Below are 16,972 nucleotides of genomic sequence, written 5' to 3'. Positions count from 1 at the left end.
CGTCGAACTCGACCACATCTCCAAGAGCTTCCAGCAGCGCTCCGGCCCCGTGCCGGCCGCCACGGACGTCACCCTGTCGATGGCCCCGGGGGAGTTCCTCTGCGTGGTGGGGTCCTCGGGCTGCGGCAAGTCCACCCTCCTCAATCTCGTCGCCGGGCTGGAGAAGCCCGACCGGGGCGAGGTCCGCATCGGCGGCGTCCCCGTCACGGGACCCTCGCGCGAGTGCGGGATGATCTTCCAGGAACCGCCCCTCTTCCCCTGGCTCAACGCGTCGCAGAACGTGGCCTTCGCCCTGCGCATGGCGGGCCTTCCCCCCCGGGAGCGCACCGAGCGGGCCCACTCGCTCCTCCGCACGGTGGGGCTGACCGACTTCGCCCGGGCCTGGCCTCACGAGCTTTCGGGCGGCATGCGCCAGCGGGTCGCCCTGGCCGCCGCCCTGGCCAAGGACCCCGAGATCCTGCTCATGGACGAGCCCTTCGCCGCCCTGGACGCCCAGACCCGCGACGAACTCCACGAGGAACTGGAGCGGATCTGGCAGACCACCCGCAAGACGGTGATCTTCGTGACCCACAACGTCCGCGAGGCCGTCCGGCTCGGTGAGCGGGTGATCCTGATGTCCGTCCGGGGCGGGTCGATCCACCGGGAGTACCCGGTCGACCTCCCCCGCGGACGCCACCTCGAGGACGTGGAGCTGGTGCGGATCGCCTCCGTGATTCGGGACGACCTCCGTTCCCAGGCCGGCCCGGGGGCCGTTGCGCCGGAGGCCTCGGCACCGGCGGCGGGAGGCGGGTCATGAGCACCGCGCGCGCCGGGGAAAGCCGCGGACGTCTCGGCCGGGCCCTGCTGCAGGTCGGCTTCTTCGGGGGCCTGGTCCTCCTCTGGCACGGCCTCCACGCCGCCCGGATCTGGGACCCCGTGCTTTTCCCCTCGCCGCTCCAGGTGGCGCAGTCCTTCTGGACGGGGTTCGCCAACGGGAGCTACCCGGCGGCCGCGGCAGCCAGCCTGCAGCGGCTCCTGCTGGGGTACGCCTTGTCCGTGACGGGCGGCGTTCCCCTGGGCCTCCTCCTGGGGCGCGTCCGGTGGGCCGACGCCACCATCGGCTCCCTGGCGCTGGGCCTCCAGGCCATCCCCAGCATCTGCTGGCTCCCCCTGGCCATCCTGTGGTTCGGCCTGGGCGAGGAGGGGATGCTCTTCGTGGTGGTCATGGGCTCCCTGATGGCCCTCACCCTGTCAGTGCGCGACGGCGTCCGGGCCATCCCGCCCCTCTACCTTCGCGCGGCCCGCATGCTGGGCGCCGGCGCGCGGCAGGCCTACCTCCACGTGGTGCTCCCCGCGTCCCTCCCCGCCGTGGTCACCGGCGCCAAGATGGGGTGGTCCTTCGCGTGGCGCTCCCTCATGGCCGCCGAGCTGCTCTACGTGGACACCGGCCTCGGCGCCCTGCTGACCACGGGGCGGGAACTGCACGACATGCCCCAGGTGGTGGCCGTCATGGGCGTCATCATGCTCCTGGGCCTGCTGGCCGACCGCCTGGTCTTCGGCTACCTGGAGCGGAAGATCCAGGAACGGTGGGGCCACGAGCCCCAGGGCTCGGGATGGGGTTTGTGATGCCCCCCCTTCTCGTGCTATAGTCTGTTTTTTCAGAGAGGGGTTCCCCCGATACCCCACCGGTATCGGGGTCGGAATCGCTATCGGGGTCGGAATTCGGTATCGGTATCGCAGTCGCTGTCGCTATCTAGGCTTCCAGACCGGGGAACAGGCGGCACCGATTGCGATTGCGACACCGATACCGATTCCGATATCGATGGCGATTGCGATACCGAAAGCGATACCGATGGCGATTCCGATACCGATACCGATACCGAGGGGAGAGAGCGAGAAGGATATAGAAGATGTGTGACACCCGGCAAGAACTCAACCCCTGCCCCCGCGCCCTCGGCGTGAACGACCGGCGGCGCCTGAACGGGCACGGTTCCTGGCTGGTCTGGCTCACGGGGCTGTCCGGCTCCGGCAAGTCGACCCTGGCGCGGATGCTGGAGGCCGAACTTCACCGCCGCGGGCGGCGGGTCTTCCACCTGGACGGAGACCATCTTCGCACGGGCCTGAACGCCGGGCTCGGCTTCTCGGCGGAGGACCGGCGGGAGAACATCCGCCGCGCCGGGGAGGTCGCGAGGCTCCTGGTGGAGGCCGGGCTGGGCGTGGTCGCCGCCTTCATCTCCCCCTACCGGGCGGACCGGGACCGGGTCCGGGCCCTCTTCGCCCCGGGCGAGTTCGCCGAGGTCCACGTGCGCTGCAGCCTCGAGACCTGCGAGCGCCGGGACGTGAACGGGCTCTACCGGAAGGCCCGGGCCGGCGGGCTCCCCGGCTTCACCGGCATCGACGACCCCTACGAGGAGCCCCTCGAGCCCGAGCTGGTCCTGGACACCGAGGCGTTGTCCCCCGCCGGGGCCCTCGACCGGCTGCTCGCCCTGACGGACGGCCTGGAAGCCCGCCAGCGGCCGTCCTGGGCGGGTGCACCCGGGCAGGGAGCGGAGGAGGTTTCATGAAACACCTGACGGAACTGGAGAACCGCTCCGTCTACATCCTGCGGGAAGCCTACAAGCACTTCGACCGCCTCTGCATGCTCTGGTCCATCGGGAAGGACTCCACCGTGCTGCTCTGGCTGGTCCGGAAAGCGTTTTTCGGCCATTGCCCCATCCCGCTGGTCCACCTGGACACGGCCTACAAGATCCCCGAGATGATCGCCTACCGCGACCGGCTGGCGGCGGAGTGGGGCTTGAACCTCGTGGTGGCGAAGAACCGGGCAGCCCTGGACGCCGGCATGCATCCCGACCGGGGGCGCATCGCGTGCTGCACGGCCCTCAAGACCGACGCCCTCCGGATCGCCCTCGAAGAGAAGGGCTACAACGGCGTGATCGTGGGGGTCCGCTCCGACGAGGAGGGGACCCGGGCCAAGGAGCGCTACTTCTCCCCCCGGGACGAGCGCAACGAGTGGGACTTCCGCGACCAGCCCCCCGAGTTGTGGGACCAGTTCAAGACCCGCTTCGCCCCCGGCACCCACGTCCGCATCCACCCGCTCCTCGACTGGACCGAGATCAACGTCTGGGAGTACATCCGGGAGGAGCAGATCCCCGTGATCCCCCTCTACTTCGACCGGGGCGACGGGAAGCGCTACCGCAGCCTGGGTTGCTGGCCCTGCACCTTCCCGGTCTCCTCCACCGCCTCCACCGTGGACGACATCATCCGCGAACTGCGCGCCACGCGGGTGGCGGAGCGGGCGGGCCGGGCCCAGGACGCCGACCGCGGCATGGAAAAACTCCGGAAGGACGGGTACATGTGACATGAGAGACGCCGGCCCTTCCCCCGAGAATCTGCAGGTGGTCCTGGCGGGCCACGTGGACCACGGCAAGTCGACGCTCCTGGGGCGGCTCTACGCCGACACGGGCACCATCCCGGAGTCCCTGGTGGAGAGGGTGCGCGACATCTGCGAGCGCCAGGGGAAACCCTTCGAGCACGCCTTCCTCTTCGACGCCTTCCTGGAGGAGCAGGAGCAGGGGGTCACCATCGACACGGCCCGCACCTTCTTTCACTGGAAGGGGCGCCGCTACACCGTCATCGACGCCCCCGGGCACCACGAGTTCATCAAGAACATGGTGACGGGCGCCGCCCGCGCCGAGGCCGCCGTCCTGGTGATCGACGCCGGCGAGGGCGTCCGGGAGCAGTCGCGACGGCACGGGTACCTCCTGGGCCTGCTCGGGGTGCGCCAGATCGCCGTGGCGGTCAACAAGATGGACCTGGCCGGGTTCGGGGAGGAGGCCTTCGAGGCTATCCGCGGGGAGATCCGCGCTTTCCTGGCGCGCCTGGGGATCACGCCGCGGTGGGTGGTCCCCGTCAGCGCCCGGCAGGGAGACAACGTGACGACCCCCTCCGAGCGGATGCCCTGGTACACGGGCCCCACGGTGCTGGGCTGCCTCGAGGGGTTCACGAAGCCCCTCCCGCCCGGGGACGCCCCCCTGCGCTTCCCCATCCAGGACGTCTACAAGTTCGACACCCGGCGGGTCCTGGCGGGGCGGGTCGAGTCCGGCACGTTGCGGGTCGGCGACCGCCTGGTCTTCTCCCCCTCCAACAAGGCGACGACCGTGCGCAGCGTGGAGGCCTTCAACGTCCCCCACCCGCCCCTGTCCGCCGCGGCGGGACAGTGCACCGGCATCACCCTGGAGGACCAGCTCTTCCTCGAGCGGGGCGAGATCGCCTCCCACAAGGAGCGGCCCCCGGAGGTCTCCGACCGCTTCCGGGCCAACCTTTTCTGGCTGGGGACGGCGCCCCTGGCCCCCGGCCGCAGCTATGTGCTCCGCCTGGCCACCCGGGACGTGGAGATGCAGGTGGAGGAGATCACCCGAGTCCTCGACGCCTCCACCCTGGAGCCCCGGGAGCACCCCGCGGAGATCCGCCGTCACGACGCCGCCGAGGTGGTCGTCCGCACCGTCCGCCCCATCGCCCTGGACCGCTTCGAGGACCTGGAGGCCACGGGCCGCTTCGTGGTGGTCGATGGTTTCGACATCCGGGGGGGCGGGATCGTCACGGGCATCCTGGAGGGCGAGCGCGACCGGTTCCGCCGGGAGGCCCGCCGCCGCGACCTCGAGTGGCGGGAGGGGGAGATCCGCGAGGAGGAGCGCGTGACCCGCAACGGGCACCAGTCCGGGCTGGTCCTCTTCACCGGGCCCTCGGGAAGCGGCAAGGCGAGGCTCGGGCGCATCCTGGAGCGGAAGCTCTTCAACAACGGCCGTCAGGTCTTCCTCCTGGACGGCAAGAACCTCCGGGCGGGGCTCGACGCCGACATCGCCCCCGGGAGCGGGACCGAGGCCGCGCGCCGCTTCGGCGAGGTGGCGGTCATCCTGCTCCGCGCGGGCTTCATCGTGGTGTGCGTCACCAACGACATCCCCCAGGAGGACCACCCCGTCATCCGGGACCTGGTCCACCCGCACCCGGTGGTGAACGTTCACATGGACAAGGTCGAGGCGCCCCCCCCACCCGCCGCCGACCTCTTCTTCCGGAGCGACGCCGATTTCCGTGCCGCCGCCCGGGCCATCCGGGACCGGATGGAGGCCGTGGGGATCCTTTTCTGACACGAGGTGAGACGTGAAAACCAGACGATCCTGGAGAATCATGGGACTGTCCGTCGCCCTGGCCCTGGCCGGGGTATTCCTCCTCTCCTGCGGGAAGGCCGAGCCCCCCGTACCCTCCCCCGCCGCCACCGCCCCCACCGAGCCGGCCCCGCCCGCAGGCGGCCCCGCCGTGACGCCGCCCGACGGGAGCGGCCCGGCCGTCACGCCCCCGCCCTCGCCCACCGAGTCGGTGGCGTGGAAAACCCCGGAAGGGGTGCGGAAAGACTACGCGGAGGAGCGTAAAGCCACGGTGACGAAGCTGAAACAGGCGGGCGACGCCGAGTTCACCCGACTGCGGTCCGCCGTGCGGGAACTCAAGCAGGAGGCCTGGCAGGCCGCCCACACCCGTTACCCCGACCTGGGCAGGGTGGCGGACCCGGGCATGCAGCACCGCCAGACCTGGAAACGCATCCAGGAGATGGCCGCCGCGGGCGACCGGGCGTGCAAGGCTTTTCTCAAGGCCCGGACGGACCTGGACGACTACCTCTGCAAACAGAACCCCGAGCTGAAGAAACTGAGGGAGGCCCGGAAGGAAGACCACACGCCCGATGAGTGACGGACCTTCCCCCGGCCTCCCCCCCGGCGCCGACCGGCCAGCGGAACCAACCCCCGTCCCGGACCCGCTTTCGGGAGGGGGGACGCCTGCCATCTCGGTGATCGTCCCCTCCTACAACAGCCGCTGGACCATCCCGCACACGCTGGAGAGCCTGCGCCGGCAGGAGGGCGCCCCCCCCTTCGAGGTCCGCGTGGTGGACTCCTCCGACGACGGCACCGGGGACCTCCTGGAGAAGGATTTCCCGGACGTCGATCTGCACCGGATGGCGGGGCGGACCTTCCAGGGCCGGGCGCGGAACCTCGCGGCCCGGGCGGCGAGGGGCGGGGTCCTCGCCTTCATCGACGCGGACTGCGTCGCCGACCCGCACTGGGTCCGGCGGATCGGGGAGGCCTTCGCCGACCCGGCCGTGCAGGCCGTGGGGGGGGTGCTCACCAACGCCAACCCGAAAAACGCGGTCAGCCGGGCCATGTTCGTGATCCAGTTCCACCCCTACCTCCTCGCGGGGGGCCGCCAGGCCGTCGGGAACCTCCCCGCCAACAACCTCGCCTACCGCCGGGACCTGTTCCTGCAGTACGGGGGGTTCCCCGAGTCCATGGGTTCCTCCGAGGAAACCCTGCTCCACAACCGCTTCCGGGAGGATGGCGTCACCCTCTGGTTCGACCCCGGGATCCGCGTGGCCCACTTCAACCTGGACCGCTGGGGAGTCTACCTCGGGCACCAGGCCAAGCAGGGGCGCTTCTACCGCATCGCCCGCTTCCAGGCCGACCTCCCGGGCTCCCGGGCCCTCAACAGCCTCCTCCTCACCCCGCTCTTCCCCGTCTACCGCTTCTTCCGCTGCCTGCCCGCCCTCCTGCGGGAAGTGAAAGGCCCCGCCCGGCGCGCCGCCACCGCGTTCCCCCTCCTGGCGGGCCTCGTCGCCTTCTCCTGGGGGGAGGTCCACGGCCACCTCACCCGCCGGCGCTACCCCCCGCCGGGATGAGGGCATGGCATGGCCCGAACACCCTTCAAACGGTGGAAGTACGTTCGGCCGGATAAAAACGCCTGACAGCCGGCAGGCCAGGTTGGAACGTTTGCCTCTCCAGCTCTCTTTGCGTTCTTTGCGTTCTTTGCGTTCTTTGTGGTAAATTCTGGATGCAGAAGCCGGGGCGTTACGCGTGGGCAGTTGGAAGGCATCCGTTGGAGAGAGAGAATGGGTGCAGGCTGCAGGAAATCCAGCGGTCGGGTGCGGGCATTTGCCGCCCTGATTCTGCTGGCCTTCGGGTCGGGCGACCCGATCGCGGCGGCCGACGAGCCGGGAGCAGCGAAAGGTGTTCGGCCGGCGAGGCGGCTAGAGTCCGGCACGTCCAACCCCACCCTCTACGACCTCGGCCAGTTCCTCGCCGCCAACGTCGACCGGCCGCCGCTGCTGAACCACGACACGGACGGCGACGGGCGCGTCACGGCGGCCGACGCCGTCCGGCTTTTCCGCCCGGACCACGACCCCTGCCGCCGGGTGCAGCGCCTCCTGGGCCCGGGCCTCACCGAGACCGTCGGCGGGGTCCCCTGGGGCAGTGACCTGGGGGTCCTGGTCCCCCACGGCGGGGAACTGTGGATGCTGGTGGGCGACGTGATAGGCGACGGCGTCTTCGCGCCCAACACCGCCGCCCGGACACCGGACACCCTCGCGGTCGACGGCCTCCCCTTTTCCTGGCGCACCGACCCCGGCGGATACCCCCTTCCCTTCTTCCCCCGCATCGACCCCGACTCCACCGTCCCCGCCGGGGCCCTCTCCGTGGACGGGAACCTGTACGTTTTCCTGATGGACGTCCTCGACTGGGACGAGCCGGTGCGGGCCCGGGCGGTCCTGGCCTGCTCCGTCGACGTCGGCTCCTCGTTTCAGACGGTCTGGACCGGACCCGAATCGAACCGCCTGGTCAACGTCTCCCCCGCTCGGGGGCCTCACCCCGACGACCCCGGCCAAGAGGTCGTCTACCTGGCCGCAAGCGGCGCCTACCGCCGGTCGCCGGTCTACCTGGCCTGGTGCGACCCGGCCGACCTCGGGTCGCCGGACCGCTACGCCTGGTTCCGGGGGGTTGCGGGCGGCGTCCCCCAGTGGGGCGAGGGCGTCGCCGCCGCCGTCCCCGTGCTGGACGGCGTCAAGGCCGGAGAACTCTGCCTGCGGCGCAATGCCTATCTCGGCGGTTGGCTGCTCTCCCTTTTCGACTACACCACCGGTAGCCTCGGCTTCTGGCGCGCCGCGTCGCCTTGGGGCCCCTGGACGCCGGGCCGACCCGTCTTCACCCCCGGCACGCGGGACTGGTACGAAGCGGGGTGGTACGGCCCCTACGGCGGCTACTCCGACCCCGCGCTGGACCGCGGCGGCGGGCAGGTGGTCTACTTCACCCTCTCCCTCTGGGTCCCCTACGCGGTCTTCCTCATGGAGACCGACCTGGCCCTGATCTTCCCCTGACGGAGCCGGTCATGCCCGGGACGGTCCCCCGACCCCTCTTCGTGTACGGGACGCTCATGCGCGGCGAGGCGAACCACCGCCTGCTGGAGGGGAAGGCGGAACGGATCGTCCCCGGCCGGTCTTCCGGTTTCCGCATGACCTCCCTCGGCCCCTTCCCCATGATCTTCCCCGCCGGAGACGACTGGAGCGTCCGGGGCGAACTGGTCCTCCTCCGCCCGGAAGTCTACCGGGAAACCCTGTGGCGGCTCGACCGCTTCGAGGGGGAGGGCGATCTCTTCTTCCGCCGCCCGTGCCGGGTGGTCACCGACGACGGCGAGGCGCACGACGCGGACGTCTACGTCGGCCCCGACCACCGGTTCCGGGAGGACGCCGCCATCCTCTCCGGAGACTGGCGCGAACACACCCGGGGGAATACCGAAACCCCCAATAAACACGGTAAGGACCCTTGACCATCCCTGGGCATCAGGGGTATGATGACCCTGGTCATGACCGCGGTCATTTTTGGGAGAAACGCCGATGAAGACCATCTCGAAAAGCAGGCTGAAGGCCCGGATGCTGCAAGTATTCAGGGAGATCGAGGAAGAAGGCGGGGAACTGATCGTCACCGACCACAACCAGCCCGTTCTGAAAATCGTCGCCATCCCGAAAAAAAAGGACATTCGTGAACTCTTTGCGGATGCCCAGGGCAAGGTCGTTTTCCTGGAAGACCTTACGACACCGACGCGTGATGAGTGGGAGCTGACGTGAACATGTTGCTGGACACCTGCGCGATGATGTGGAAACGTCCGCTTCATTCCCGCCGATGAAGACGTTTGGGTCCGGAACCTCGAGCTGGCCTGGGACCATGACGATCCCGCCGACCGGACCATCGTGGCCACGGCCCTCCTTCACGATCTCCCCATCGTTACCGCGGACAAGGTCATCGCCGCATTCTATCCCCACATCGTCTGGTGAGGCGCCTGAAGCGTCAGCGCCCGGCGTAGCGGCAGTCGAAGACCACGAAGGGGACGCTCAGCTCCACGCAGCCGTCCCGCTCCGCCACGGCGTCCAGCTTCGCCTCCACCAGGGTGAAGACCCGGTCGGCGTCCCGCGAACCGGGGATGGCCGACCACGCCGGGACAAACCAGTACCGGATGAAGTGGTGCCGTAGCATCGTCCCGCCGTCGGCGAAGCGGATCTTGAACCCGTCCTCGACGATCTCCGTGACGAGAAACCCCGCCCCCTCGATTCGCCGCCAGACCTCCGCCACCAGCGGCCGCTTGAGGCGGATGTGCTCCTTCACCCGGGGGACGGCGTCCTTGCGCCCCGCCTCCTCCAGCGCCTCCCGGAAGAGGGCGTAGAACTCCCGGAAGGTCTCGTCGGTGTTCATGGAGAAGAGGGCCTGGGCGCCCGGCCGGGCCACACGGCCGCACTCCAGGATGGTCCGGTCCAGGTCGGCCACGTTGTTGATCCCGTTGTTGGAGACGATCAGGTCGAAAAAATCGTCCGGGAAGGGCAGTTCCTCACCCCGGGCCGGCATCGCCCTTACGTTGTGAATCCGGTGCGTGCCCAGCTTCTGCTCGCAACGCTCGAGGGCCCGTTCCCAGGGGTCCACGCCGTAGACCATGCTCGAGCGGCCCAGGCGCTCCGCCAGTTCCACCAGGGGGAACCCCGTCCCGCAGCCGAGGTCCAGGGCCCGGATCCCCCTCCGCCAGGCGACGCGATCCAGGAGCCGCAGGCCGAACGGCGCCGACCACAGCGGCAGCTCGTCCACCACCGAGACATGTTCGGGGTTCTCCTCGTCCCAGGCGCTTTTCAGGTAGTCCTTCATGCCCCCCTCCCCCGACATGCGGTTGCACTTTCATGGTAGCACCGAAGGGGTGACATGTTAAGGGGAAAGGAGAAGGCTGTAGGCTGTAGGCTGTAGGCTGTAGGCTGTAGGCTGTAGGCTGTAGGTCCGGAGGGGTTCCCATCGGGGTCGGTATCGGTATCGGTATCGCAATCGGTATCGCAATCGCAATCGCAATCGGTCTCGCGGTCGCCGTCGGAGCCGCCGCCACCGTCGCGACCGAAGATGCCGCGCAGGCACGATCCTTGCTTAAACGCGCAGGTTCGGAAGCGACGCATGCCTCCCGCCGCCTTCGGGGCGGGTTTGCCCCTGCGCTGCCACGTCTTGTCCCCGGGGCGGCGCCGCGGACGCCCGTCACCTTCTCGCACCCCGGCTTGGGTTCCCCGGCGTCCGCGGCTTGCCCCGGGCTGAAACCCCTCTCCCCTTCGGGGAAAAGGGGAGGAGGATCATCAATCGAACCAGATCGGACGTTCGCGGCGCCCAACCGGGGTCTGACGTTCGCAGAACCCAGATGGGTCGGACGTTCGCAGAATCCAACCGGGGTCGGACGCTCGCGGTGTCCAACCGGAGTCGGACGTTCGCGGAACCCAACCGGAATTGGCGCTTCGAGGGACCTGCCCTCCCCGAAGGGGAGGGGGCGTCCCAGCCGGGGGCAAGACGCGGGCGCCGGCCGCAAACGTGCAACGGGCCGCTCGTTCGGGGCGCCCGCGTCGCCGCTCCCGGAACGCGGCAGCGGGGGATGCAGAAGCACCCTGAAAGGGTGCGGGGAAGGCGGGTTGTTCCCGGCCGCTGCTCCCCGGACCGGAAGGCCGCACCCGGGGATGCCGCCGTGCAACTCCACACGCAGCGTTCCTGTTTTCCCTTCTCTGGTTTTTCTGCGCGCGGAGGTTGCCAGAGCGCCGCTTTGATCGCGCCGCGCAGTCCGCCGGAGCGGCGCGGCCCTGGCGCAACTCCCTCGTCTTCCGGCAAACACAGGGGCGTGAAGGAACCAAAGGACCTGGGCTTTCTCCGGGACTTCGCCCGGAAAAGTGGCCTCGGCAGGCAACCGGAAACGACAACATGTTGGTAACGCGGCCGCTAAAGCGCTTAAAGAGCTTATTACACCCCAAACCAGAAAGGGGACCATTGACTCCAGCCCCCCCCTCATCGCCTCACACGGAAGTGACCGGTCACCGTGTAGGCGAACAGGATGTCCTCCTCCTTCGCACCCTCCCCGATGTTGTGGAGCACCAGGGGGACCCCGCCGGGCGTCCGGCGGTCGGAGACGATGCCGATGTGGGGGACCCCCCGCCCCAGGTCCCAGGTCACCAGGTCCCCCGGTCGGTAGTCCGCGGGGTTGCGGGTCACGGCCACCGCCCAGCCCTGCCGGCGGAACCAGGTCTGCAGGTTGGGGACCCGCCGGTGGTCGATGTTCGGATCGGGCGCGGAGAGGCCCCAGCGGTCCGGGTACTCGCGAAAGTGGGCCCGCATGTCCTCGTGGACCGCCTGCTGCAGGTCCAGCCGTTGCCCCCGGAAAGCCCGGACCAGGACGTCGGTGCAGACCCCCGTCTCCCGTGGCACGTCGCCGCCGGGGTAGGCCAGAACGCGGTAGGCGGGGTCGTACCCCGTGGTCACCCCCACCTGGGCCCGGGCGTCCGCCACGAGGCGGCCCGGGTCGATGGCCGGCGGCCTGTTCCCGGCGAGCGCAAAGGGGAAGACCGGCAGGAAGAGCCAAACGACGACCGGGGACGACAACCGTGAGACGAGGCCCACGCAACCCTCCGAAGACAGTGGTTCGCGGCGGGATCACCGACGCTACCGGTAAGATGCCCCGGCTCGCGGAAAGTTCAATCAGTGGAGGCCTTCAGCCAGGGAGTGGCGGAAGGGGTCGGGACCGAATGGTGCCGGGAACCATCCAAACCACGGGGTGCCTCCCCGTGGGCCCCATTCGAAGGCCAAGCCCCGAGACGACATCGGCGTACTATGCCATTCCCGAATCCCTCACGCCCGCGCCGGGACGGCGCGTGGGAACTTCAGGGCCCGTACAGCTCGGCGTAGCGCGCGGGAGACATCCGGCGGAGGGTCTTGTCCCCGTACTCGGAGACCCAGAGGAAGGCCCCGTCCCAGGCCAGGCCGCTGACGTAATCAAAGGGCAGCGTCCACCGGCCGACCACGCCGGGGGCCTCACCGCTCACCTCGAGAAGGAAGAGGGTGTCGCTGAAGACGTCGGCGAACCAGAGCCGGCGACCGTCCCAGGCCAATCCTTGGCAACCCTTGCCCGGCGAAGGGAAACGGTCCCGCACCCGGAGCGCCCCGTCCAGGCGGTAGAGCCAGGCTTCGCCGGGAGCGTTCTCCGTGTCGAGCCGGGTCGCCGCCCAGAAACCCTCCCCGTCGTGCACCAGGGCGCCCAGGCGCGGGGGGGCTTCCCGGTGGTCCTTCAACTGGAGCGTCGCCGGGTCGTGGAGGGTGAACACGAGACCTTCACCCTGGAACCAGGCCGCGTCCGCCACCCCGATCCAACCCGCCGCCCCGGCGGAGACGGCCCGGAGGCCGATCTGCTGGCGGTTGACGGGCTCCGTCACCGGCACCTTCTCCACGACCACCCGGTCGGCACCGGCGGGCCGGACCCGGAGGAAACCCGCGGGGGCGGCGCGGTTCCCCATCACCAGGTCCCCGTGCGAGGCCGCCAGCCCCAGGGGGTCCCCCGGAAGCCGGATGACACGGTCGAAATCCCCGGAAACCTTCTCCACCCGGACCTTCGAGACGGGTGGGCCGGTGACGGCGGGGGCGCCGGCGGTGGAGGCGGGCGGTTTCGAAGCCCCTTCCGGCGGCCTCCGGCTCAGGACGTAGACCAGCACCGCCAGGGCCACCACCAGCAGCAGGGCGAGGGGTGCCGCCCAGGTCGCCAGAGGGCTGCGCCGGGCCGGCATGGGCCCCGGGTGACCCGGCGTCGGGGTCGAACTGCCGGGCCCTCCCCCGGCCCGGGCTTTCCATCGGTCCGTGAGGACGCCGCAGAAGGGGCATTCCCGGGTACCGTCCTCCAGCGCTTTCCCACAGGCGGGGCAGGGTTGCATGATCACCTCCTCCCGGCCGTCACCGAAGCTGGAAGTTGACGATCACCGTCCCCTCGACGGGGACCCGTTCGCCGCCCACCTCGAAGGGCTCGTACCGCCACTTCCTCACGGCGTCCTTCGCGGCGCCGTCCAGCAGGGGGTGGCCCCGGAGCACCGTGATGTCCTTGACCCCGCCCTTCTTGTCCACGAGGACTTTCAGGATGACGATCCCCTGGATCCGGTTCCGGCGCGCGATCTCGGGATAGGAGGGGTCGACCCGGTGGACCAGGCGGGCGCTGAGGGCATTGGCCGCGACCCGCATCGGGCCGTCCGACGGCCGGTAGTCGGGGGGGGCGCCGATTTCCGGGGGGCGGTCCCTCCCGGTGCGGCCCTCGCCCGGAGGGGGTTCGGACGGCTGACCATGGCGGCTGTCCGGGGAGGGCTCCGGGGACGGGCGGGGGGAAACCCCGGCCCTCTTCGGCGGGGAGGTCCGTGCGACCGGCGGCTGGACCGACACGGTACCGGGCTCGGGGGGCGTCCCCGGGAGGTAAGGGCTGTCGGCCCCCGCGGAGGTGGCCGGCTCGGGCGCCCCGGCCCGCACGCCGGCCAGGGGGTCTTCCGCCGCGCCGGCGGAGGAAACGGCCGGGGCGGTTGCGGCCGCCGTCGTGTTCTGGACCGGGGGTTGGGATTCCCCGCCCCGGAGGAGAAAGACGGCCGCCACCCCAACCCCCGCCAGGACCAGGACACCCAGCCCCACCCACAGCGCCGGGCCGGCGCCCCGGCGCGACGGCGGAGCGGGTGAGGGCGTTCCCGCCACCCGGGTCTCGTACCCGCCAGGCGCCTCGTACCCTCCCGGGGGCTCGTACACCGGCGGCGCTTCGTAACCGCCGTACGTTTCCGGTGAGGGCACCGCCGGGTACACGGGCGAAGGCGACGTGCTGTAGGCGGAAGGGGGCGCTTCCGGGTAGTCGGGCCGGGCCGGCGGGGGAGAGACACCGTCCCAGTCCGGGTGCGGCGGAGGCGAGGGCGCACTGCGGGGGATGGTGGGGAAAACGAGCGTCTTCGACGGGGTCGGGTCGGACGCCGGCGGGATCGTCGGGTAGACCAGGGTCTTCCCCCGGGACGGGTCGTCATTCGCGGGGACGGCGGGGGGAATGGTGGGGTACATCAGGGTCTTCCCCTTCGACGGGTCGACCGGTCCGGGGTCGCTGCGGGGAATCACCGGGCACACCACGGTCCTCCCCTGGGACGGGTCATCCTCCCCCGACGCACCCGGCATCCCCTCGAACAGGAGCGTCCGGGCCGGCCGGGAGGGCGCCTCGTCCGGGGGGGAGCCGGCGGGACCGTCGCCGGGGTACGCGGGCCCGCCGCAAAAAGGGCAGGCCCCGCTCCGTTCGTCGTAAACCTTCCGGCATCGGTTGCACTCGATCATGTTTCACCTCGACGCAAGAGTGCGGAGTTCACGGAATCTACTATACCACTGCTTCATCCAAATTGGTGCAGGGAGGATGTCATGCGGATCATGGTTCTCAACGGGAGCCCCCGTCGGTCAGGCACGGTGGCCGCCCTTCTGAAGGCGGTGACGGAAGGTCTCCCGCCGGGCCGGGACGTGGACTGGGTGGACGTCTGCCGCCTGAACATGGCCTTCTGCACGGCCTGCATGTCCTGCCGCTCCGGCGGCGGGTGTTCGCTCCCCACCGACGACGCGCACCGTGTCGGCGAGAGGATCCGGGGTGCGGACGCCCTGGTGGTCGGCACCCCCACGCACTGGGGAAACGTCTGCGCCCCGCTCAAGCTCCTGTTCGACCGCAATGTCCCCGTCTTCCTGGGAGAGGGCCCGCGGGGTTTTCCCGTCCCCCGGCAGAAGGGGAAACGGGCCGTCATCGTGACCGCCTGCTCCACCCCGTGGCCGCTCGACGTCGTGCTGGCGGAGAGCCGGGGGGCGATCCGGGCCGTCCGGGAGGTGCTTCACTACGGGGGTTACCGGCTGGTGGGGACGCTCACCCACCCCGGGACCCGCTGCGGCCGCCCGGTCCCGGAAAAAGTGTTCGCCCGCGCCCGCCGTTTGGGAAGCCGGCTCTGAGGTCAGCTCTCCGCCCGCACGCGTTCCACCGAGAGCACGAAGAGGGTTCCGACCTTGCGCCCGTTGAGGACGGCCGGGGAGACCACGGCCGAGTCGAGGATCCGGCGGACCTTCTCCTCGTTGCGGGGGTCCCCGGAGATGTAGGTGAATTGGACGTTCCCCGCGGGGTTGACAAGGGCGGCCAGGTCCAGGCGGTCCGTCTCCGGGTTGAGGACCCCGGCATCCGCCAACTCACTCATCCGGTCGTGGTCGAACTCCGGGGCGACGAACCGCGCCGGTGCCCCGGCGGAATGGGCCTGGTGATAAAACCCGCCCGGGGAGGCGGCGATGATCTCCTTCAGGTCCCCGGGGTGGTAGAGCAGGGACGCGCTGAAGACGAACAGCAGCACCGTCAACGGGATGACGGCGGCCACGGCTTTCCAGGGGAAAGCGTCCCGCACGCCCAGCAGCCGGAAAGGGTCCGGCAGGAACCAGGCCGGCGAAGGGCGGGGGGTGGAAAAACGGACCCTCGACTTCAGCATGAAGTGAAGGACCGCCGGGGCCTTCACCGTCCCGAGCCCCCGGAGGTTCTCCCGGACGTCTGCCATGTCCTGGAAGTACTTCCGGCAGGCGGGGCACGTCTCGAGGTGCCACTCCACGGCGAAGCGTCCGTCGGGCCCCAGGGCGTCGTCGATATACCCGTGGATCATCGTCTTGATCTTGCTGCACTTCATGATACCCTCCCGAAAACCGACTTCGCCAGGAGGAAACGCAGGCGCTCCCGCCCCCGGGCGATGCGGCTCTTGACGGTCCCCACCGAGATCCCCACCCCCTGGGCGATCTCCTCGTAGGACATGCCGTCGATATCCCGCAGGACAAGGACGGTCCGGAGTTTGATGGGGAGGCCCTGCAGGCACCGCTGGACCCGCTGCTCGTCCTCGTCCTCCAGCAGGCGCTGCTCGGGGTTCTGCATCCGCTCGACCCCGTCGCGCTCGAGGCCCAGGACCGACCGGGGCTCCAGGGTGTGGATGTCCCGCATCCCGAAGATCCGCTTCGCCTTGCGCCAACGGATCTTGTTGTGGGACAGGTTGACGGTGATCCGGTAGATCCAGGTCCTCAGGGACGATTCGCCCCGGAACGTCCCGAGGTTCTTGTAAACCTTGCAGAACACGTCCTGGGACAGCTCGAGGGCGTCGTCGTAGTTGCCCAGGAGGCGGTAGGCGAGCTGGAAGACCATGTGCTTGTAGCAACGGAAGAGATCGTCGAAACGGATGTCGGTCGGGTCGAAGCCCTCGAGGTAGGCGCCGTCGTGCCGCCCGTCCGCGAGGTTCGGGGGGCCGTCCGGGTGTTCGTTTCGAGCGAGGGGCCTTCCGGGTTCCATGGTCGCCTCCTACGCCTATTATGACAGGCGTCGCCGGAAAAAGTTCCCTCTTTTCTTTCCCCCCCCCCTCTATCCCCATTTAAATCGCTATCGGTATCGCTATCGGTATCGCTATCGGTATCGCTATCGGTATCGCTATCGGTATCGGCATCGCCATCGCTATCGGCCTCGCCATCGCCATCGCAATCGGCCTCGGGAAGTCAACGTACCCGGCCCGCCGATTCCCCGAAGGGGAAAGACGTTACAGCCCGGGGCAAGCCGCGGACGCCAGAGAAACCCAACCGTATCGGAAAGCGTGACGGGCGTCCGCGGCGCCTCCCCGGGGACAGGGTCGTAGTCCTTTCACAGAGATCGCTTTGCCATCCTGGCAAACATTTCACACTCGATCATTCTATCCGTGTTTCTCACGTTCTGCGTATTCTGTGGTTCCAATTTTTCCACGGTTAAAGCCCGTTTGCGGATTATCCGTGTCTATCCGTGTTCATCCGTGGTTCTCTCCCGG

The 16,972-nt window shown here is 69.6% G+C and carries 18 protein-coding genes; 12 read left to right on the top strand and 6 right to left on the bottom strand.

Annotation, left to right across the window (positions count from 1 at the left end):
• Positions 1 to 79: 79 nt before the first annotated feature.
• The 11 genes from KA419_09175 to KA419_09125 all read left to right on the top strand — a co-directional run bounded on the left by KA419_09175 (position 80) and on the right by KA419_09125 (position 9,121).
• Positions 80 to 796, top strand: coding sequence for an ABC transporter ATP-binding protein (locus KA419_09175; protein ID MBP7866107.1), 717 nt, complete (start codon positions 80 to 82; stop codon positions 794 to 796).
• On the top strand, positions 793 to 1,605 hold the full coding sequence (locus KA419_09170) for an ABC transporter permease (protein ID MBP7866106.1): 813 nt from the start codon (positions 793 to 795) through the stop codon (positions 1,603 to 1,605). The genes KA419_09175 and KA419_09170 overlap by 4 nt, the downstream gene beginning before the upstream one ends.
• A gap of 284 nt (positions 1,606 to 1,889) precedes the next feature.
• Positions 1,890 to 2,543 (top strand): adenylyl-sulfate kinase, encoded by a 654-nt coding sequence (gene cysC / locus KA419_09165; protein MBP7866105.1) that lies wholly within the window; start codon positions 1,890 to 1,892, stop codon positions 2,541 to 2,543.
• Complete coding sequence (locus KA419_09160; protein MBP7866104.1) at positions 2,540 to 3,337, top strand: sulfate adenylyltransferase subunit 2; 798 nt, start codon at positions 2,540 to 2,542, stop codon at positions 3,335 to 3,337. Before cysC ends, KA419_09160 begins: the two co-directional genes overlap by 4 nt.
• 1 nt (position 3,338) lies before the next feature.
• A complete protein-coding gene (locus KA419_09155) occupies positions 3,339 to 5,123 on the top strand; it encodes an adenylyl-sulfate kinase (GenBank protein MBP7866103.1) in 1,785 nt (594 codons plus the stop codon).
• A gap of 13 nt (positions 5,124 to 5,136) precedes the next feature.
• Positions 5,137 to 5,718 carry a hypothetical protein gene (locus tag KA419_09150; protein MBP7866102.1) on the top strand — a complete coding sequence of 194 codons (582 nt, stop codon included), beginning with the start codon at positions 5,137 to 5,139 and terminating at the stop codon, positions 5,716 to 5,718.
• On the top strand, positions 5,711 to 6,697 hold the full coding sequence (locus tag KA419_09145; protein ID MBP7866101.1) for a glycosyltransferase: 987 nt from the start codon (positions 5,711 to 5,713) through the stop codon (positions 6,695 to 6,697). The genes KA419_09150 and KA419_09145 overlap by 8 nt, the downstream gene beginning before the upstream one ends.
• A gap of 210 nt (positions 6,698 to 6,907) precedes the next feature.
• Positions 6,908 to 8,167: a DUF4185 domain-containing protein gene (locus tag KA419_09140; protein MBP7866100.1), complete on the top strand. Its 1,260-nt coding sequence runs from the start codon at positions 6,908 to 6,910 to the stop codon at positions 8,165 to 8,167.
• A gap of 11 nt (positions 8,168 to 8,178) precedes the next feature.
• A complete protein-coding gene (locus tag KA419_09135; protein MBP7866099.1) occupies positions 8,179 to 8,616 on the top strand; it encodes a gamma-glutamylcyclotransferase in 438 nt (145 codons plus the stop codon).
• Positions 8,617 to 8,683: 67 nt separating this feature from the next.
• Positions 8,684 to 8,914 (top strand): prevent-host-death protein, encoded by a 231-nt coding sequence (locus KA419_09130; protein ID MBP7866098.1) that lies wholly within the window; start codon positions 8,684 to 8,686, stop codon positions 8,912 to 8,914.
• Between the two features lie 45 nt (positions 8,915 to 8,959).
• The gene (locus KA419_09125; protein MBP7866097.1) at positions 8,960 to 9,121 is read left to right on the top strand and encodes a hypothetical protein; all 162 of its coding nucleotides are present in this window, start codon (positions 8,960 to 8,962) and stop codon (positions 9,119 to 9,121) included.
• A gap of 13 nt (positions 9,122 to 9,134) precedes the next feature.
• On the opposite strand, the gene KA419_09120 is transcribed toward KA419_09125, so the two are convergent.
• From KA419_09120 to KA419_09105, 4 genes are all read right to left on the bottom strand, one after another.
• Positions 9,135 to 9,977: a class I SAM-dependent methyltransferase gene (locus KA419_09120; GenBank protein MBP7866096.1), complete on the bottom strand. Its 843-nt coding sequence runs from the start codon at positions 9,975 to 9,977 to the stop codon at positions 9,135 to 9,137.
• A 1,161-nt stretch (positions 9,978 to 11,138) separates the two neighbouring features.
• On the bottom strand, positions 11,139 to 11,699 hold the full coding sequence (locus tag KA419_09115; GenBank protein MBP7866095.1) for a DUF1287 domain-containing protein: 561 nt from the start codon (positions 11,697 to 11,699) through the stop codon (positions 11,139 to 11,141).
• Positions 11,700 to 12,007: 308 nt separating this feature from the next.
• Positions 12,008 to 13,048: a zinc ribbon domain-containing protein gene (locus KA419_09110; protein ID MBP7866094.1), complete on the bottom strand. Its 1,041-nt coding sequence runs from the start codon at positions 13,046 to 13,048 to the stop codon at positions 12,008 to 12,010.
• Between the two features lie 19 nt (positions 13,049 to 13,067).
• Positions 13,068 to 14,459 (bottom strand): TonB family protein, encoded by a 1,392-nt coding sequence (locus tag KA419_09105; GenBank protein ID MBP7866093.1) that lies wholly within the window; start codon positions 14,457 to 14,459, stop codon positions 13,068 to 13,070.
• 81 nt (positions 14,460 to 14,540) lie between these two features.
• Here KA419_09105 and KA419_09100 point away from each other — a divergent pair, with 81 nt between their 5' ends.
• The gene (locus tag KA419_09100) at positions 14,541 to 15,110 is read left to right on the top strand and encodes a flavodoxin family protein (GenBank protein MBP7866092.1); all 570 of its coding nucleotides are present in this window, start codon (positions 14,541 to 14,543) and stop codon (positions 15,108 to 15,110) included.
• Between the two features lie 2 nt (positions 15,111 to 15,112).
• Here the strand turns inward: KA419_09100 and KA419_09095 are convergent, their stop codons facing one another.
• Together KA419_09095 and KA419_09090 are read right to left on the bottom strand one after the other, a co-directional pair.
• A complete protein-coding gene (locus KA419_09095) occupies positions 15,113 to 15,823 on the bottom strand; it encodes a zf-HC2 domain-containing protein (protein ID MBP7866091.1) in 711 nt (236 codons plus the stop codon).
• Positions 15,820 to 16,470, bottom strand: a complete 651-nt coding sequence (locus KA419_09090; protein MBP7866090.1) for a sigma-70 family RNA polymerase sigma factor — start codon at positions 16,468 to 16,470, stop codon at positions 15,820 to 15,822. The genes KA419_09095 and KA419_09090 overlap by 4 nt, the downstream gene beginning before the upstream one ends.
• Between the last annotated feature and the right edge of the window lie 502 nt (positions 16,471 to 16,972).

This window comes from Acidobacteriota bacterium, from assembly GCA_018001935.1.
Taxonomy (GTDB): Bacteria; Acidobacteriota; JAAYUB01; order JAAYUB01; family JAAYUB01; genus JAGNHB01.
This window is presented reverse-complemented; position numbering and strand designations above follow the sequence as displayed.

Excerpts from the sequence above, each read along its gene's own strand:
- KA419_09175 (MBP7866107.1), top strand. The coding sequence starts at position 80 with ATGGCCCCGGGGGAGTTCCTCTGCGTGGTGGGGTCCTCGGGCTGCGGC.
- KA419_09105 (MBP7866093.1), bottom strand. The coding sequence starts at position 14,459 with ATGATCGAGTGCAACCGATGCCGGAAGGTTTACGACGAACGGAGCGGG.
- KA419_09100 (MBP7866092.1), top strand. The coding sequence starts at position 14,541 with ATGCGGATCATGGTTCTCAACGGGAGCCCCCGTCGGTCAGGCACGGTG.
- KA419_09155 (MBP7866103.1), top strand. The coding sequence starts at position 3,339 with ATGAGAGACGCCGGCCCTTCCCCCGAGAATCTGCAGGTGGTCCTGGCG.
- KA419_09130 (MBP7866098.1), top strand. The coding sequence starts at position 8,684 with ATGAAGACCATCTCGAAAAGCAGGCTGAAGGCCCGGATGCTGCAAGTA.
- KA419_09095 (MBP7866091.1), bottom strand. The coding sequence starts at position 15,823 with ATGAAGTGCAGCAAGATCAAGACGATGATCCACGGGTATATCGACGAC.
- cysC (MBP7866105.1), top strand. The coding sequence starts at position 1,890 with ATGTGTGACACCCGGCAAGAACTCAACCCCTGCCCCCGCGCCCTCGGC.
- KA419_09135 (MBP7866099.1), top strand. The coding sequence starts at position 8,179 with ATGCCCGGGACGGTCCCCCGACCCCTCTTCGTGTACGGGACGCTCATG.
- KA419_09145 (MBP7866101.1), top strand. The coding sequence starts at position 5,711 with ATGAGTGACGGACCTTCCCCCGGCCTCCCCCCCGGCGCCGACCGGCCA.
- KA419_09140 (MBP7866100.1), top strand. The coding sequence starts at position 6,908 with ATGGGTGCAGGCTGCAGGAAATCCAGCGGTCGGGTGCGGGCATTTGCC.
- KA419_09110 (MBP7866094.1), bottom strand. The coding sequence starts at position 13,048 with ATGCAACCCTGCCCCGCCTGTGGGAAAGCGCTGGAGGACGGTACCCGG.
- KA419_09090 (MBP7866090.1), bottom strand. The coding sequence starts at position 16,470 with ATGGAACCCGGAAGGCCCCTCGCTCGAAACGAACACCCGGACGGCCCC.
- KA419_09120 (MBP7866096.1), bottom strand. The coding sequence starts at position 9,977 with ATGAAGGACTACCTGAAAAGCGCCTGGGACGAGGAGAACCCCGAACAT.
- KA419_09160 (MBP7866104.1), top strand. The coding sequence starts at position 2,540 with ATGAAACACCTGACGGAACTGGAGAACCGCTCCGTCTACATCCTGCGG.
- KA419_09170 (MBP7866106.1), top strand. The coding sequence starts at position 793 with ATGAGCACCGCGCGCGCCGGGGAAAGCCGCGGACGTCTCGGCCGGGCC.